Origin of the sequence: Panacibacter ginsenosidivorans (assembly GCF_007971225.1) — a bacterium.
GTDB lineage: Bacteria > Bacteroidota > Bacteroidia > Chitinophagales > Chitinophagaceae > Panacibacter > Panacibacter ginsenosidivorans.
Genome location: NZ_CP042435.1, coordinates 2,861,421 through 2,879,365, shown reverse-complemented (window position 1 = coordinate 2,879,365; position 17,945 = coordinate 2,861,421). Strand labels below are relative to the sequence as shown.

19 protein-coding genes are annotated in these 17,945 nt (G+C 36.3%); 17 read left to right on the top strand and 2 right to left on the bottom strand.

All coding sequences use genetic code 11. The features are described from left to right. The first annotated feature begins 38 nt into the window (after positions 1-38). From FRZ67_RS12165 to rfbA, 8 genes are all read left to right on the top strand, one after another. Positions 39-785: a glycosyltransferase family 2 protein gene (locus FRZ67_RS12165; RefSeq protein WP_147189827.1), complete on the top strand. Its 747-nt coding sequence runs from the start codon at positions 39-41 to the stop codon at positions 783-785. Between the two features lie 58 nt (positions 786-843). Beyond that, positions 844-1,665, top strand: coding sequence for a glycosyltransferase family 2 protein (locus tag FRZ67_RS12160; protein ID WP_192903867.1), 822 nt, complete (start codon positions 844-846; stop codon positions 1,663-1,665). Next, positions 1,662-2,840, top strand: coding sequence for a glycosyltransferase (locus tag FRZ67_RS12155; RefSeq protein ID WP_147189826.1), 1,179 nt, complete (start codon positions 1,662-1,664; stop codon positions 2,838-2,840). The genes FRZ67_RS12160 and FRZ67_RS12155 overlap by 4 nt, the downstream gene beginning before the upstream one ends. A gap of 46 nt (positions 2,841-2,886) precedes the next feature. Beyond that, a complete protein-coding gene (locus tag FRZ67_RS12150; RefSeq protein WP_374728506.1) occupies positions 2,887-4,125 on the top strand; it encodes a glycosyltransferase family 4 protein in 1,239 nt (412 codons plus the stop codon). Next, complete coding sequence (locus FRZ67_RS12145; RefSeq protein ID WP_147189824.1) at positions 4,122-5,171, top strand: NAD-dependent epimerase; 1,050 nt, start codon at positions 4,122-4,124, stop codon at positions 5,169-5,171. Before FRZ67_RS12150 ends, FRZ67_RS12145 begins: the two co-directional genes overlap by 4 nt. Positions 5,172-5,301: 130 nt before the next feature. Next, positions 5,302-6,357: a dTDP-glucose 4,6-dehydratase gene (gene rfbB, locus FRZ67_RS12140; RefSeq protein WP_147189823.1), complete on the top strand. Its 1,056-nt coding sequence runs from the start codon at positions 5,302-5,304 to the stop codon at positions 6,355-6,357. A gap of 157 nt (positions 6,358-6,514) precedes the next feature. After that, a complete protein-coding gene (gene rfbC, locus FRZ67_RS12135; RefSeq protein ID WP_147189822.1) occupies positions 6,515-7,066 on the top strand; it encodes a dTDP-4-dehydrorhamnose 3,5-epimerase in 552 nt (183 codons plus the stop codon). Between the two features lie 3 nt (positions 7,067-7,069). Further along, positions 7,070-7,930: a glucose-1-phosphate thymidylyltransferase RfbA gene (rfbA, locus tag FRZ67_RS12130; RefSeq protein WP_147189821.1), complete on the top strand. Its 861-nt coding sequence runs from the start codon at positions 7,070-7,072 to the stop codon at positions 7,928-7,930. 69 nt (positions 7,931-7,999) lie between these two features. On the opposite strand, the gene FRZ67_RS12125 is transcribed toward rfbA, so the two are convergent. Further along, the gene (locus FRZ67_RS12125; RefSeq protein ID WP_147189820.1) at positions 8,000-8,353 is read right to left on the bottom strand and encodes a darcynin family protein; all 354 of its coding nucleotides are present in this window, start codon (positions 8,351-8,353) and stop codon (positions 8,000-8,002) included. 333 nt (positions 8,354-8,686) lie between these two features. Beyond that, positions 8,687-9,187, bottom strand: a complete 501-nt coding sequence (locus FRZ67_RS12120) for a flavin reductase family protein (protein ID WP_147189819.1) — start codon at positions 9,185-9,187, stop codon at positions 8,687-8,689. 108 nt (positions 9,188-9,295) lie between these two features. On the opposite strand from FRZ67_RS12120, the gene FRZ67_RS12115 reads away from it, so the two are divergent. The 9 genes from FRZ67_RS12115 (at position 9,296) to FRZ67_RS12075 (ending at position 17,940) form a co-directional block, all read left to right on the top strand. After that, complete coding sequence (locus FRZ67_RS12115; protein WP_147189818.1) at positions 9,296-10,012, top strand: SDR family oxidoreductase; 717 nt, start codon at positions 9,296-9,298, stop codon at positions 10,010-10,012. Between the two features lie 194 nt (positions 10,013-10,206). Continuing rightward, positions 10,207-11,088, top strand: a complete 882-nt coding sequence (locus FRZ67_RS12110) for a MerR family transcriptional regulator (RefSeq protein WP_147189817.1) — start codon at positions 10,207-10,209, stop codon at positions 11,086-11,088. A 366-nt stretch (positions 11,089-11,454) separates the two neighbouring features. After that, positions 11,455-11,955 carry an RNA polymerase sigma factor gene (locus FRZ67_RS12105; RefSeq protein WP_147189816.1) on the top strand — a complete coding sequence of 167 codons (501 nt, stop codon included), beginning with the start codon at positions 11,455-11,457 and terminating at the stop codon, positions 11,953-11,955. A gap of 30 nt (positions 11,956-11,985) precedes the next feature. Next, positions 11,986-13,473, top strand: a complete 1,488-nt coding sequence (crtID, locus tag FRZ67_RS12100; protein WP_147189815.1) for a bifunctional phytoene desaturase/3,4-desaturase — start codon at positions 11,986-11,988, stop codon at positions 13,471-13,473. Between the two features lie 134 nt (positions 13,474-13,607). Further along, on the top strand, positions 13,608-14,444 hold the full coding sequence (locus tag FRZ67_RS12095) for a phytoene/squalene synthase family protein (RefSeq protein ID WP_147189814.1): 837 nt from the start codon (positions 13,608-13,610) through the stop codon (positions 14,442-14,444). 153 nt (positions 14,445-14,597) lie between these two features. Next, entirely contained in the window at positions 14,598-15,122 is a 525-nt protein-coding gene (idi, locus tag FRZ67_RS12090) for an isopentenyl-diphosphate Delta-isomerase (protein ID WP_147189813.1), read from the top strand. 39 nt (positions 15,123-15,161) lie between these two features. After that, complete coding sequence (gene crtD / locus FRZ67_RS12085) at positions 15,162-16,658, top strand: 1-hydroxycarotenoid 3,4-desaturase CrtD (RefSeq protein ID WP_147189812.1); 1,497 nt, start codon at positions 15,162-15,164, stop codon at positions 16,656-16,658. A 95-nt stretch (positions 16,659-16,753) separates the two neighbouring features. Further along, on the top strand, positions 16,754-17,443 hold the full coding sequence (locus tag FRZ67_RS12080) for a carotenoid biosynthesis protein (RefSeq protein ID WP_147189811.1): 690 nt from the start codon (positions 16,754-16,756) through the stop codon (positions 17,441-17,443). Next, positions 17,440-17,940 carry a sterol desaturase family protein gene (locus FRZ67_RS12075; RefSeq protein ID WP_147189810.1) on the top strand — a complete coding sequence of 167 codons (501 nt, stop codon included), beginning with the start codon at positions 17,440-17,442 and terminating at the stop codon, positions 17,938-17,940. Before FRZ67_RS12080 ends, FRZ67_RS12075 begins: the two co-directional genes overlap by 4 nt. The last annotated feature ends 5 nt before the right edge of the window (positions 17,941-17,945 follow it).

Here is a 17,945-nt window from a genome sequence, read left to right as displayed (position 1 = left end):
CAGCATCTCAATCACCAAAAAGCTGCGAAAAAATTTCTATGAAAGTATCTATCATTACGGCTGCATTCAATAGTGAATCTACCATAAGGGATACTCTGCAATGCATTACAGAACAGGACTACCCGGAAATTGAGCATATTATTGTTGATGGAAAATCGACAGACAATACAATTTCTGTGGTAAAAGCTTTTCCGCATGTAGCAAAAATAATTTCTGAGCCGGATAAAGGAATTTATGATGCAATGAATAAAGGAATTTCAATTGCTTCGGGCGAAATTGTAGGTATACTTAATTCGGATGATATTTATACACACTCGAATGTAATTTCGAAAGTAGCTGAAATTTTTAAAGACAGTTCTGTAATGGCACTCTATGCCGATTTACAATATGTTGCTGCCAATGATTTAAACAAGGTGCTACGTTCATGGAAGTCTGGCCCCTTTAAGCGCAAAAATTTTTACTATGGGTGGATGCCTCCACATCCTGCATTTTTTGTCAGGAAAGAGATGTATAATAAATATGGCTTATTCAATACTTCTCTTAGAAGCGCTGCTGATTACGAATTAATGTTGCGCTTTCTGGTTAAACACGAAGTAACACCTGTTTACTTACCGGAGGTAATAGTTAAAATGCGTAATGGTGGCATAAGCAACGCAAACTTAAGGAACAGGTGGAGAGCCAACAGGGAAGATAATATGGCGTGGAAGTTTAATGAACTGAAACCCTATTTCTTTACCGTCTATTTAAAGCCACTAAGAAAAATCTCTCAATTTTTAGTTAGATAGTGAAAACAAAAAAAATTGATTGCATAAATTATGCAGAAGCACTAAAATGGTAAAATGAATGCAAAAAATTGATCTTACCATATCAGTTGTTCTTTATAAAAATCCACATTGGGAAATTGAAAAACTAATTTCCTGTATTATTCAAACGGGTTTAAACTATAAACTTTTTCTGATAGATAACTCACCAACAGATTTTTTACGAATTTTTGCTTTAACAAAGAACACAGAATATTTTTTCAACAATAGGAATGTTGGATTTGGAAAAGGGCAAAATATTGCTATTGATAAAGCACTTGGGCAAAGTAAATATCATCTTATTTTAAACCCTGATATAAGTTTCAATAATGGCACGCTTGAAAATATTTACACTTTTATGGAGCAACATCAGGATGTGGGACAAGTAATGCCAAAAATTTGTTATCAGGATGGCAGCAATCAGAAGTTATGCAAATTATTGCCTCACCCGATTGACCTTATAGGCAGACGTTTTTTTTATAACCTCTACTCGTTATCAAAGCGCAGTAAAGCTTATGAATTAAATGGGTTCACTTATGACAAAATGCTTGATACCCCAGCTTTATCTGGTTGTTTTATGTTTGTTAGAACCGCTGTTTTAAAAGATGTTCGTGGTTTTGATACACGTTATTTTATGTATATGGAAGATATTGACCTTACCAGGAGAATAAGTAGGATATCTAAAACAGTTTTTTATCCTGGTGCTATCGTAATACATGCATTTAACAGGGGATCCTATTCAAACCCCATACTTTTGAAATATCATATCATATCAGCTATTAAATATTTTTATAAATGGGGTTGGTTTTGTGATAGTGAAAGGGCAGTGCTAAACAAAAAAATTTTATTGCAGTTGCAGGGATGAGCGAACAAACCCATTCTGCAAAACAGGTAATAGTAATTTCGGGTGTTAACCTGACAGAAGGAGGTCCGCTTAGCATTTTAAAAGATGCCGCAAATAATTTTGTTACACATTTTATTTCAGGATATATATTGGTACTCCTGGTTAATAAAAAAAGCTTACTTGATGATATTTGTTTTGATCCACGTGTAGAGATACAGGAATATAAATATCCAAAACGATCATGGTTGCTACGTTTGTGGTTCGAATACATTCATTGTTGGTTCATCTCAAGAAAGATAAAACCCTTTATATGGCTTGCATTGCATGATATGACTCCAAACGTAAAGTGTGCAAACAGGATTGTTTATTGTCACAACCCGGCGCCGTTTTATAAGCCGGGGTTGCGTGAAATATTATTAGAAAAATCCCTACTTTTTTTTAAACTCTTTTATGGGTTGTTTTATTATATAAATATTAATAAAAACAAATTTGTAATTGTACAACAGGAATGGATCAGGCGTGAATTTGAATATAGGTATAAAATAAAAAATACAATCGTATCATATCCGAATGTTCAAATGGATGTTGACAAAAGTGAATCTGTATATTCTGCCGGCAGAAGCTTTTGTTTTTTATATCCTTCCTTACCAAGAGTGTTTAAGAACTTCGAAGTGCTTCTTGCAGCAGCAGAAATACTGAAAAAATCGAAATACAATTTTGAAATAATATTGACTTTTGACGGATCGGAAAATAAGTACGCTTCGATGCTGAGAAAAAAGTATGCTCATTTATCCTGCATAAAATTTACAGGCATTCAAAAAAGAAATGAATTAATAAACTTATACAACATTGCTTCGTGTATAGTATTCGCTTCAAGAATGGAAACCTGGGGCTTACCAATAAGTGAGGCCAAATTATTTAATAAGCCTATACTTGTTGCAGACCTGCAATATGCGCACGAAACAGTTGGAGATTATGATAAGGCATGTTTCTTTGATGCTGGTGATGCTGTCGCACTGGCATCATTAATGGAAAATGCTATGAATGGCTCTTTGCAATATCACAAACCCTGTTATACAAAACCTCTGCAACCATTCGTACAATCATGGAAAGAATTATATGAATTAATCCTTTCGGATAAATCGCAGGGTAATATTGATGCCGGTTATAAATTGTCAACCATATATGATGCATAATGTGCAACAGTACAAGTGTGCGACGCAACAGAAGTTTAATAAATGAATTATAGCTTGCTATATAAATAAGCCCTCTGCCATTAAAAAGACTTTAGTAATAATAACCAATCGCCTGGTAATAGGTGGCATTACAAACGATGTGATTTCACTGGCTCAGTATTTAAAAAGTGATTTCGATATAAAGATTTTATATGGTGAGAAAGAGCCAGATGAAAAAGAAGCAAGGCATCTTATAAAAGATGAAGAAGGTATTACTTTCAAAAAGGTTCCTTCACTTAAAAAAAGCATCAGCCTGTTTGCAGATATAAAAGCTTACAGAATGTTGTCAAAGCATATAAAGGATTCGGGTTGCGATATTGTTCATACGCATGGATCAAAGTCCGGGTTCCTAGGCAGGCTTGCAGCATATAAAAATAAAGTACCTTGTATCGTACATACTTTTCATGGCCATGTTTTTCACTCTTATTATAGCTCAGTTACTTCCTGGTTTATTATAAAATTTGAAAGATGGATGGCGGGTATTACTACAAAAATTGTTGCCATCGGAAGCGAGCAGCAAAACGAACTTGCAAATATTTATAAAATAGCGCCTCCGGAAAAACTTGCAACAATCTATCTTGGTGTTGATAAATGCCAGTTTGAAAATAATATTACAGATGACCTTTATTCAATTAGACAGCGCTATAATTTTCCTGCCAACACAATTGCTGTGGGAATAATTGGCCGTATGGTTGCAATAAAGAACTTTGACCTGTTTGCAGAAGTAGCGCATAAAATTTTAACTTCACACTCAGGAAAGATGGTTAAATTTTTTATTGTAGGTGATGGTGAACAAAAAGAAAAAGTACAATACCAGCTTGAAAAACTCAACATACAATGGTGCACTACAAAAGATTATTTTCCTGAGGCACAAATAATATTTACATCGTGGATATATTCTGTAAGCAGTATATTAAAGGAACTGGATATTGTGATGCTTACTTCAAGAAACGAGGGTACTCCATTATCATTAATAGAAGCTCAATTTTGCGGAAAACCTGTAATAGCAACTGACGCAGGTGGTGTAAGAGATACTTTCATCGATAACCAATCTGGCTTTTTAATTCCACAAAATGATGTAGAAATGTTTGTAGAAAAACTAAGTTTGCTTGTCAATGATAGATCATTGCGTGAAGAAATGGGAAAGAGAGCAGCAGTATTTGCGCAATCAAAATTTTCCAAGAGCGCCGAAGTAGAAAATACAAAACAATTGTACAACGATTGTAAAAACCCTTTTCATACATGACGATCCTTGTTACAGGCACCGCAGGTTTTATTGGCTTTCATGTTGCCAACCGTCTTTTAAAAGAAGGTCATGAAGTAATTGGCATTGATTGCCTGAACACTTATTATGATGTAACATTAAAGCATAGCCGTCTTGCACAGGCAGGCATCAACTCTTCAATTGTTCAGTATAACACTGCATGCAACGGTATAAGCTGTTATACATTTTACCAGGTTCAGCTGGAAGATAAAAATGTGTTAACACAGATATTTAATAACCACAAACCTGAAGTAGTGGTGCATCTTGCAGCACAGGCGGGTGTGCGTTACAGCCTGATAAATCCTGATGCCTATATCAGCAGTAATATTGTTGCCTTTACGAATATCCTGGAGTGTTGCCGCCAGTTCAGCATAAAACATCTTGTGTATGCAAGCAGTTCAAGTGTGTATGGATTGAATGACACTATTCCATTTTCCACTGATCAAAATGTAGATCATCCGATTTCATTGTATGCTGCAAGTAAGAAGAGTAATGAACTGATGGCGCATACTTACAGTTATCTTTTCAATTTGCCCACAACAGGTTTGCGTTTCTTTACGGTATATGGTCCGTGGGGCAGGCCCGATATGGCTTTATTCATTTTTACAAAAGCAATCCTTGAAGACAAGCCTATCAAGGTTTTTAATCATGGAAATATGCAACGCGATTTTACTTATGTTGATGATATTGTTGAAGGTATAGTTCGTGTTATGCATCATGTGCCGCAAAGAAATGATCAATGGCAGCAAAGCAATTCAGATGTTTCCTCATCAAGTGCGCCGTATAAGATCTATAATATTGGCAATAACGCACCGGTGCTGTTAACAGATTTTATTATAGCTATCGAAAATGAATTGGGCAAAAAGGCTATCAAAGAATTATTGCCATTACAGCCAGGAGATGTGCCTGCAACCTATGCAGATGTAAGCGATCTTGTACGGGATGTTGGCTACAAACCAAACACAACTGTTAAAGAAGGTGTTCAAAAATTTATTGATTGGTATAAAAAATATTATCATATAAATTAGTTGCCAATCTTTATTACTACTATTTGGTTGCTGTTGCGTCGCACTCTTGTACAATTTGTTCGTTATTCGGCAATATGAACACAAGTTTAAACGTATTAGCACCTGTAATTTCTAAAATGCAATAATTATAATGCAGAAAAGTATACTTATAACTGGAGGAGCAGGATTTATTGGTTCTCATGTGGTAAGATTATTTGTAACCAAATATCCGGAATATAAAATCGTAAATCTCGATGCACTAACTTATGCAGGTAACCTGGAAAACTTAACAGATATTGAGCATAGCAGTAATTATGTTTTCGAAAAAGTAAATATTCTTGAGCCTGAAAAATTGAAAGAGATCTTTCAGAAACATGCAATAACAGATGTTATTCATCTTGCTGCAGAATCTCATGTTGATCGCTCCATTCTTTCTCCAATGGATTTTATTTATACCAACATTATTGGTACAGTAAATCTTTTGCAAACAGCCAAGGATTTTTGGAAAGACAATTTATCTGCTCATCGTTTTCACCATGTATCAACCGATGAAGTGTATGGCACGTTAGGTAATGAAGGCTTCTTTACAGAAACAACAGCGTATTCGCCAAACTCTCCATACTCTGCAAGTAAAGCATCATCCGATCACTTTGTAAGAGCATATGGAGAGACTTATGGAATTCCATTTGTAATTACCAATTGCAGTAACAATTATGGCCCTAATCACTTTCCTGAAAAGTTGATTCCTTTATTCATCAACAATATCATCAATAATAAACCCCTGCCTGTTTATGGTAAAGGTGAGAATACAAGAGACTGGTTGTATGTAATAGATCATGCAAGAGCTATTGATACGGTTTTTCATAAAGCAGCAAATCATGCTACCTATAATGTTGGTGGTTTTAATGAATGGAAAAATCTTGATCTTGTTAAACTGCTTATCAGACTAATGGATGAAAAATTAGGCAGGCCATCAGGCACAAGTGAAGCATTGATCACTTATGTAAAAGACAGGCCTGGCCATGATCTCCGTTATGCGATAGATGCAACAAAGATTAATAAAGAACTGGGCTGGTCTCCATCTGTTACATTTGAAGAAGGATTAAGCGCCACTATAGACTGGTATCTTGCAAACACAGAATGGTTGCAACATGTTACAAGCGGTAATTACCAGAAATATTATGAAGAACAGTATGCAGTAAGATGATACAAGGATGTGCAGGCAAATAAATTTAAAAACGAAACCAAATCTGTTAGCATTTTTTCTTTTTCCTGATGCAATACTTTCTTCAGTACAAGAGTGCGACGCAAGGAACGATGAATAGAATTACTTGAGTTTGGTACATAAAAATATAATAGCATAAATGAGAATTGAGGAAACACCACTTAAAGATTGTTACATTATTCATGACACCGTTTTTGAGGACAGCCGTGGTTATTTTTTTGAGAGTTTTAACCAGCAAAAATTTACAGCGCTTACAGGAATAGCAAATCCTTTTGTACAAGACAATCAATCACGCTCAGTTCGTGGTGTATTGCGTGGTCTGCATTTTCAGCGGGGAGAACATGCGCAGGCAAAACTGGTGCGTGTATTGCAAGGCTCAGTGTTAGACGTTGCTGTTGATATAAGAAAAGATTCGCCAACATTCGGAAAACATTTTGCAATGGAATTGTCTGACACATCGAAGACACAATTGTATATACCACGTGGGTTTGCGCATGGATTTATTGTATTGAGCGATACTGCTGTTTTTTTTTATAAATGTGATAATGTTTACAACAAGCAATCTGAAAGTGGTATTATTTATAACGACCCGGCTTTGGGTATTGACTGGAAACTTGATGAAGCCTCTTTATTACTAAGTGAAAAAGATAAAGTAAATCCTTTATTAAAAGACATTACTGAAACTTTATAATATATGAAAGGAATTATTCTTGCAGGCGGTTCCGGCACGCGCCTTTACCCGATTACTAAAGCCATCAGTAAACAGATCATGCCTATCTATGATAAGCCCATGATCTATTATCCGTTATCTGTGCTGATGCTGGCAGGAATTAAAGATATTCTTATCATCACCACACCTGATGATTCAGCACAATTTCAGAAGCTGCTTGGCGATGGAAGCGCTGTTGGGTGCAACTTTACTTATGCGGTGCAGGCTGTGCCCAACGGACTTGCACAGGCATTTGTAATTGGGGAGAAATTTATTGGTAATGATAAGGTAGCATTGATACTGGGCGATAATATTTTTTATGGATCAGGCTTTAGCAAATTGGTTCAGTCATTTAATGATATTGATGGCGCAGCCATTTTTGCTTATGAAGTAAATGATCCTGAAAGATATGGAGTGGTTGAGTTTGACAAAGATTTTAAAGCGTTGTCTATTGAAGAAAAACCCAAACAACCAAAGTCAAATTATGCAGTTCCGGGTTTATATTTTTACGATAATGAGGTAGTGAGTATTGCAAAAAATATTGCACCGTCTGCACGTGGCGAATATGAAATTACAGATGTAAACAAAGTTTACCTGGAAAGAAAACGATTAAAGGTTGGTGTTATGAATCGAGGTGTGGCCTGGCTTGATACAGGAACATTCGAATCACTTGCAGATGCCAGTGAATTTGTGCGTGTGATTGAAAAAAGACAAAGCCAGAAAGTTGGGTGCATAGAGGAAGTAGCATACCGGATGGGATTTATTGATCATGCACAATTAATGAACCTTGCAAAGCTTTATGAGAAGAGCGGCTATGGTGAATATTTGAGAAGAATAAAGTTGTAACAAAATCTTTTTATAAGTTAAAACGCCACACAGTATACTGTGTGGCGTTTTTCGTTCTACACCATGGCATCAATTCATCACAAAACTTTTGTTCTTCTTTGCATCATCATTAAATTTTCTGAAACCATTTTCCATTCCAACAATAACATCCTGCAATTCAAAATATTCTTCACTGAAAATTCTTGAGCTTTTTAATTGCTGCAAAAAGTGATAATATTCTTCCATATTTTCTGTTTCAATATTGATCACATCTGATACAGATGCATGAAATGCTTCTGTGCTGAAAACCTGTATTTGAAGATCAGCAGTGTAATTTAGAAATAATGGATATACTACATCTGTAAACACTTTGTCCCTGTATGCTTTAGATAATCCCATCCATTTTGATGTTGCTTTCAACAGCAATAAAATCTGGTATTTCATAATAATTCCTTTTTATAATTAACAGGATGAAAACTATTTTGTTCAAAATTATGTTTCTAAAATTTTCCTGATTGTCGTACGTTTTACAACTGTTGAGGCTTTAAAATATTGCAGGCGCTTTCTTTCAAACAAAAGAGTAGCAGTGCATGGTAGCGGGAAGAAATTATTTTCTTTACGGGCTGCCTATCATTTGGCGTCTTCGTTGTGTCACTCACTTCAGGGTTCTGATCAATGCTGGTCAGTGGACAAAGCGCACAAGTGTGCGACGCAAGAGAAGTTTAATAGCAGCACACAGCCTGGTTCATAATAGTTACTGGTTATTGATTATAGTAATTATATGCGTATTATCTTATGTTTTCGCAATTCATCCAGTGTTAGTGGCTGGCCATCATTTAAATTCTTATAAGCAATCACACTACAGAGAAATAAATGATGATCCGGCATAGTAGTATCCGGCAGCAAAAGATCATGGGCTTGCAATTCTATAACTGCCAGTGCATGCTTAAGTATATAAAACCCATTCCATGGTTGCAGCAGATTTTTCTTTTCCAGGTAGATTATTTTGTTATAATCATTGCCGGATTTCCTGCCTAATATATTCACCAGTTTGTATTGCTCTTTGGAAAGTAACTGCAACACAAATCTTTTATGCGTTTGTACAAGCTCTAATGTTTTAGTGCCATAATAAATGCCACATATAAATTGCTTTGGCTGCATACTTACCTGCGATGCATATGTAATGATGTGCATGTTATGAAAGCCTTTTCCATCTGTGCTGCTAACGGAATATACAGGCAGATTTACACGATTCCATGGTTTTTTGCGAAGGCTCATACTTGCTTATCTGATTGTTGTAAATGATAATTACTTAGATGACTGCGAAGCCAACTTACAACAAATGCTTTGCCTAATTGTTGTTCGACCAATATTAAACGATCTCTTATGGAAAGTATTAAAGGGAAGAATATATTAATAGCAGGCGCAACAGGGAGTATTGGTGCAGCACTTGTAAAACTATTAATGGATAGCGGTGCCAATGTATTTATTACCGGGAGGAATGAAAAAAAAATTCGGCAGGTTGCTATAAGTAATAAAATTTCCGGGGAGAAAATCTTTGCAGCAGATCTTTCAAATGAAGAGCAGGTAAAGCAGTTGAAGGAAAGATATTTTATGGCAATGCCTGGTATAGATGTTTTAATTAATGCATCGGGAATAGGAATTATAAAGCCAGTAGAACAATTAACAGAAGACGATTTTATGCAAACGATTAACACAAATCTTTATGCGAGTTTTCTTTTGGTAAAAACTTTTTTGCCCCCCATGAAAGAAATGAAGAAGGGGCTGATCATTAATATTCCGGGTGTGTTGGGTAAAGTGCCGATGGCAGGTGCTGCAGCATATAGTGCTTCTAAATATGGATTGGTGGGTATGATGCAAAGCATCCGTGAGGAATTAAAACGTACAGAAATACGCATCACAAATTTATTTCTCGGCGGTGTTGATTCTGCTTTCTGGGACACTATTGATCTGCGCGTGCAAAGAGATAAGATGATCATAGCCGAAGAAGCTGCTAAAGCTATCTGGTTCCTTTGTCAACAACCTGCAAGCGGGGTTGTTAGCGAGATGGTATTACAACCATTTAATCATCAGGCAATATAGCTGAACAGATGCTTTACTTAGTTATTTAGGCTTTTAATGCTGCTAAGGTTGTTTCAGTAAACAGGAATGCTGCAGGTTTTAGTGAAACGTCATAAGAAAAGCCAATTGGAATACCGCAGGCCATGCTCTAAATATGTTTAATTTATTTATAATTTCTTTTAAACAAAAAACCAGTCATATTTGTAATATAATATATGAACGCGTTTACCATAAAAGATCTTGAAAACCTCTCCGGCATTAAAGCTCATACCATCAGGATTTGGGAGCAGCGTTATTCTTTTTTAAAGCCGCAACGCACTGATACAAATATCAGGTATTACAGTTCTCATGAGTTGAAAACTGTACTTAATATTTCACTGCTTAACAAATATGGCTACAAGATTTCGCATATTGACAGGATGAGCGAAGCGGAGATGAAAGAGAAAATTCTTTCATTGTCGCAGGCGCAGGCACAGCAGGAAAGGATAATTAATGAGCTGATACAACATATGGTTGATCTTGATCTTGATGCATTCGAAATGTTACTCGATAATTTTATTCTTGCACGTGGGATTGAGAAGACTATCACATTTATTATTTTCCCTTTTCTTGAGCGCATTGGTATTTTATGGGTTACTAATCACATCAATCCCGCACAGGAGCATTTGGTAACAAATATCATAAGGCAGAAGTTGATTACCGGTATTGAAAGTGCCAGTACACATCTTAGTGTAAACAAATCTGTGCTGCTTTTTTTACCTGAGGGAGAGCATCATGAGCTTGGTCTTTTATTTATGCATTACATGCTCAAAAGCCGCGGTGTTAAAGTTCTGTACGTGGGTGCCAATGTCCCTTTAAATGATATTGAATTTGTTGCAAAACTTAAGAAGCCCGATTTTTTATATTCACATCTTACTTCTGTAGCGCTGAATTTTAATTTTGAAAAATACCTTTCAAAGATATCAACGCGATTGCCGGATCAGCCTATTATTATATCAGGCCAACTGGCACAGCACTATAAGAAAAAAGTTCCGCCAAAAATTTCATTAAAAAAATCTCTGCACGAAGTAATGGAGTATGTGGCTGCTCTTGCCTGAAATAATTTTTCTTTTGTACCTGGCTTTATATCAATTATCAGCTTCGTTGCGTCGCACACTTCAACTTTTGCAACAGATGCGGCGATGAAGCACCACTTTTTATTTCTGTTTTTATATCTAGCACATTAAGTAAACTACCTTCTTAGCCTTCCGGGTCTGTTTTATTTTTGGTTAATCTTATATAGTAATCCCAATAGGATGTCTAGGAATCACTCCGTTAGTTATACTACTTCTCCTGATAATAAATAACATACATAGTCAAAATATTTTGTTTCATTTTTTAATAACAAATTTTAAACAAAATATTTGGAAACCTAAAAGAAATATGTTTAACTTTACTGGTATAATAATTAAACAATCTTTGCCATGTCAACTGTAGAATTTAACCAGATGCTGGTAAGTAATGCCGAATTTTTAAAGCCATTTGCAGCAACGCTTACCCGCGATACGGAGGCGGCAAAAGACCTCTTCCAGGAAACGCTTTACAGGGCATTGGCCAATAAGGAGAAATACAATGTCGGAACTAACATAAAAGCATGGTTATACACGATCATGCGTAATATTTTCATAAATAATTATCGTCGCAGGTCAAAACAGAATGTCGTTTTCGACAATACGCCCAATGATTTTCTGCTTAACCTTAACCAGGCATCCGTAACAAATGAAGCGATCAGTAAGATCAATATGAAAGAAGTGCATGAAGCAATATTTAACTTACCAGAAATATTTAAAAACCCGTTTCTTTTATACTACGATGGTTTCAAATACCATGAAATAGCAGATATGCTTAGTGAACCATTAGGCACCATCAAAAGCCGTATACACTTTGCAAGAAAATTGTTGAAAGCGCATATAGAAAGATTCTAAAGAACTTTACCTAATTTCCTGTTCTCGCTTGTGAAAAAAAAAGTACTTATTATCGGCAGTGGTTTTGCCGGCTTATCGGCTGCATGCTTTATGGCCAAAGCCGGTTGTGAAGTTATTGTGCTGGAAAAACATGCAACACCAGGTGGCCGGGCAAGACAGTTAAAAGCTGATGGGTTTACTTTCGATATGGGTCCAAGCTGGTATTGGATGCCTGATGTGTTTGAACACTTCTTTAATGCTTTTGGAAAAAAAGTTGCTGATTATTATACACTGCACCGTCTTGACCCTTCCTATCGTGTTTATGAAAAGAATAACATAATGGATATTCCGGCAGGTTATGAAGCGCTTAAAGACCTCTTTGAAAAAATGGAATCAGGCAGTGGAAAACAATTAGATAAATTTCTTAACGAAGCTTCATACAAATACAAAATTGGCATTAATAAACTGGTGCATAAGCCAGGTCAGTCACTCAGTGAATTTTTAGATTGGGATTTGCTCACAGGTATATTTAAGCTGGATGTTTTTAATTCTATAAAAGCCCACGTGGGTAAGTATTTCAAACATCCTTCAATTCAGCAATTGATGGAATTTCCTGTATTGTTCCTGGGTGCACTGCCAGAAAAAACACCTGCATTGTACAGCCTCATGAATCATGCTGATATAAAAGGCGGCACATGGTATCCCGGTGGGGGCATGTATAGTATTGTAAAAGCCATGCATGAACTTGCTTTGGAGCTTGGTGTAAAGTTTTATTTTGAACACGATGTATCAACGATTAGTATAGAAAAAAATGCAGTAAAAAAAGTGATCACTTCCTTTAAAGGAGAAGTCGTTTCTTTTGAAGCTGACGCAGTAATTGGTGGCGCAGATTACCATCATATAGAAACTGCCTTATTGCCCGCTGAATATAGATCCTATACGGAAACTTACTGGAATAAGAGAATTATGGCTCCGGGTTGTCTTATTTATTATATTGGCCTAAACAAAAAACTCAATGATCTAAAACATCATACATTATTTTTTGACACATCTTTTGAGCAACACGGAAAAGAAATATACGAGACAAAACAATGGCCAGCAGATCCGCTATTTTATGTAAGTGCTACTTCTGTTACAGATAAAACCGTAGCGCCGGAAGGTTGTGAAAATCTTTTTTTTCTTATACCCGTAGCCACAGGATTGGATAATGATACAGAAGAATTGCGTGAATATTATTTTGACAAGATCATTACACGAATGGAGCAAAAGACCGGCCAGTCAATTAAACCGTATATCGTTTACAAAAAGACTTTTGCGCACAGCGATTTTGTTCATGAATACAATTCCTTCAAAGGAAATGCTTATGGCCTTGCCAATACCTTAATGCAGACAGCTATTTTAAAACCGGCATGTCGGAGTAAGAAAGTGAAAAACCTGTTTTATACCGGCCAGTTAACAGTGCCCGGCCCCGGTGTACCGCCCAGTTTGATCAGCGGGGAAGTTGTTGCAAAAGAAGTGTTGAAGAGTTTTAAAAGCTAATAAATTCAATGCTTAACAAAAATATTTTTTGTATAAGATTAAGGTGGTAAAGCTGAACTTTTAATTTGTTCATGGGTTATAAATCAGATATTGTATCACACAAGTAAAGTGTGTAAGAAAATCATTATACAGTTATGATGAATCTTTTTCATGAAGTAAGCAGGGAGTGCAGCCGTATAACAACAGAACGTTACAGCACTTCTTTTTCATCGGCCATCAATCTGTTGCACAAAACGCTACGGCCGCATATCCACAATATTTATGGCTTTGTGCGTTTCGCAGACGAGATCGTTGATACTTTTCATGATCATGATAAAGCTATATTGCTTAATGAATTCAAACATGAAACCTATTTAGCCATTGAAAGGAGAATAAGTCTTAACCCTATCTTACATAGTTTCCAGGAAACCGTTAACTACTACAATATTGATCTTAAATTAATTGATTCTTTTTTTACAAGCATGGAGCAGGACCTTAATAAAATTCAATATGACAAAACAAACTATGAACAATACATTTATGGTAGTGCAGAAGTAGTTGGATTAATGTGTTTGTATGTTTTTTGTGAAGGCGATAAAGTTTTATACGATCAGTTAAAATCCTACGCACAAAGCCTTGGCGCTGCATTTCAGAAAGTAAATTTTCTGCGCGATATAAAAAATGATTTTGAAGGTCTTGACCGGATGTATTTTCCTTCTTGCGATTTCAGAAATTTTAGTGAAGCAAATAAGTTTGCGATAGAACAGGATATTCAAAAAGATTTTGATAATGCATACCAGGGCATTGTCAGGTTACCTGTAAAAGCAAGATTTGGCGTGTATGTAGCGTATAAATATTATCTCTCCCTGTTCCGTAAAATAAAAAAACTGCAGCCTCAAAATATATTAGAGCGTCGCATCCGTATACCCAATTATGGAAAAGCCATGATACTTGCCAAAGCAGGGCTAAGAAGTCAGTTAAATCTATTATAGTTTTTTGTGCATTGGCTTACTCCTATTTGGCATCAACTGTTGTGTCACTCACTTGTACGTTTAGCCCATAATTCAGCAAATAAATACCACCCTTTAAATATACAAAGCTGCTAAACTTTTCACAGGTTGCAGGCTAATACTTATTTTTAACGCATGGAAAATGTAATACTGGTAAATGAGCATGATGAAGAGATTGGTATAATGGAAAAAATGCAGGCGCATGAAAAGGGGTTGTTGCACCGTGCATTCAGTATATTTATTTTTAATGCAGAAGGCCAGATGTTATTGCAGCAAAGAGCTAAAAAGAAATACCATAGCCCTAATTTATGGACCAACGCATGTTGCAGTCATCCCCGTCCGGGAGAAACAACCTTACAGGCTGCAAAAAGAAGGTTGCAGGAAGAATTGGGCTTTGAGACAGAATTGCAGGAAGTGTTTGAATTTACTTACAATGCACCTTTCGATAATGGTCTTACAGAACATGAATTTGATCATGTATATACAGGCACATACGATGGTGTAATAAAACCTAACATTAATGAAGTGCTGGATTATTGCTACAAATCAATGGAAGATATTCAGCAGTCTCTGGATTCACATCCACATAAATATACAATTTGGTTTGCCATAGCATTTCCCCGCATTTTAGATTGGTGGAAATTAAAGTATGCTGCATAAACCAGGCTGTTCGTAATAACTTTCGCAAAATTCTAATACGTGTCTCATTCCCTTCGTGCAATAGTTATAGGCAGTGGTGTTGCAGGCTTGGCAAGCGCTGTAAGACTTGTGCTGCAGGGAATAGAAGTAACGGTGTTTGAAAAAAATAATTACCCCGGCGGCAAGCTCAGCCATTTTGAAATGAATGGTTATCATTTTGATTCAGGCCCCAGTTTATTTACACAACCTGAAAATATTGAAGAACTATTTGAGTCGGCCGGTGAAAACATCTACGACTATTTTGAATATGCCGCAGTAGATGTTGCCTGCAAATATTTTTATGAGGACGGCACAAAACTTACTGCTTACACAAACAAAGAAAAATTTGCCAAAGAGCTTGCAGAAAAAATTAATGAGCAACCGCAAAACATTCAGCAATACTTGCAGCAATCAGCAAATTTGTATAATAATATAGGCACTGTTTTTCTCAATCATTCGTTACATAAAAAAAGTTCGTTGTTCAAAGCGCCGCTTGGCAAAGCAGTAACTACCGTTAGATGGAATTATTTGTTTGGGACATTAAATAGTGTAAACAAGGCTTCATTCACAGATGAACGTACCGTGCAACTTTTTAATCGTTACGCAACATACAATGGCAGTAACCCTTATAAAGCACCTGGCATGCTTTCGCTAATACCGCATCTTGAATATAACCAGGGAACATATTATCCAAAAGGCGGTATGATTAGTATTACAAATTCGTTATATCAGCTTGCATTAAAAAAAGGCATCAAATTTGAATTTAACCGCCCTGTTCAACGTATCATTAACAGTGAGGGAAAAGTAAAAGGCGTAGTGGTAAATAATAAAAATATCCCTGCAGATATTGTTGTAAGTAATATGGATGTTTATGGAACATACAAGTATCTGTTAAACGATAATTCAAAAGCTAACCAGTTATTAAACCAGGAGCGCAGCAGCAGTGCATTTGTTTTTTATTGGGGCATCAATAAAACATTTGATGAGCTTGGCCTGCACAATATTTTCTTTAGTAAAGATTACAAAGCAGAATTTGAGTCTTTGTTTGCATATAAAAAATTCTACAACGATCCTACCGTTTATATTAATATCACGGCTAAATGTGAACCGGGGATACAGGCACCAACAGGTAAAGAAAATTGGTTCGTAATGGTAAATGCACCTGCAAATGTTGGACAGGACTGGAAAGCATACCAGCAACAATACAGGGCAACTATTATTGCAAAACTGAATCGGTTATTGCAAACAGATATTGAGCCATTAATAGAATCAGAACAAATACTGGATCCTGTTTTAATAGAAGAGAGAACTGCCTCATATATGGGTTCGTTATATGGCACAAGTTCCAACAGTCGCATAGCTGCTTTTCTGCGGCATCCCAACTTTACCAATAAAATAAAAGGATTGTATTTTGCAGGAGGCAGTGTGCATCCGGGCGGTGGCATTCCTTTATGTTTAAAGAGCGCAAAGATCATGAGTGAACTGGTAAAGGAGGATATAAAAAAATGGAGGCATTAATTGTTTAATAATATTGTTGCTGTACAAGCGTGCGACGCAACGGAAGCATTATAGCAGCAATGTAGCCCGGTCACAAAAAATTCAAAAAATAAAAATTGATCACAGGTAACCAGAGACAAAATATTGCATTATTTCTTGCCATACTTTTTCATGTATGTGGCGTTATTGGCATTTTGTTTACACCGTACAAGCAGTGGTTCATCAACAATACACCGCTTACACTTTTGCTGATGGCAGCCTTACTGATCTTTACACAAAAAGATAAAACAATTTCTTTCTGGATGTTTGCAGTATTATGTTTTGCAACTGGTGTTATTGTGGAAATAGTTGGTGTTAACACTGGTTATCTTTTTGGTAATTATAGTTACGGCACAGTGTTAGGCCCGAAGATATATGCAGTGCCATGGTTGATTGGTGTTAACTGGTTTACTACCGTTTTTTGTGCAGGCAATATTATACACAGGCTGAATGAATGGTTGCTACAAAAGATTGATGTAGAAAAGCGGCCATCTGCTACAGTACAAACGCTTTCCTTTCTGTTCGATGCAGCTACCCTTACCACTGTTTTTGATTGGGTGCTGGAACCTACGGCTATAAGGCTTGGTTACTGGCAGTGGCAGCCCGAAGGGGAAATTCCGCTCTTCAATTTTGTTTGCTGGTTTGCAGTAAGCGCGGTACTCTTAACAGTTTTCCGCCTGCTTAAGTTCGATAAACACAACCAATTCGCTTTACATTTGTTTATCATACAATTGTTATTCTTTCTTGTATTACAAACATTTTTATGAGCTGGATCATTTGCCCAATAATTGCCTTGTTAACTTTCCTGCTTATGGAAGGTATTACATGGTGCACACACAGGTATGTGATGCATGGATTTTTGTGGTACCTGCACGAAGATCATCATAATCCCAACCAGCATCATGTATTCGAAAAGAATGATGCATTCTTTCTAATATTTGCAATACCGGCTTGGCTTTGCATCATGCTTGGCTGGATGCAGGAAGCATGGTGGGTGGTAAGTATTGGTTCAGGCATAACCATGTATGGCGTTGCATATTTTATGGTGCATGATGTAATTATTCATCAGCGTTTCAAATGGTTTACACGCAGTAATAACCGTTATGTAAAAACCATACGCTGGGCACATAAGATGCATCATAAACATACAGGCAAAGAAGAAGGCGAAAGTTTTGGTTTATTATATGTTGCGAAAAAATACTGGGAAAAAGTAAAGCGTGATGAAGCAATAAGAAAGAAGAAGATAATGAACCCGGCAGCATAATTTAC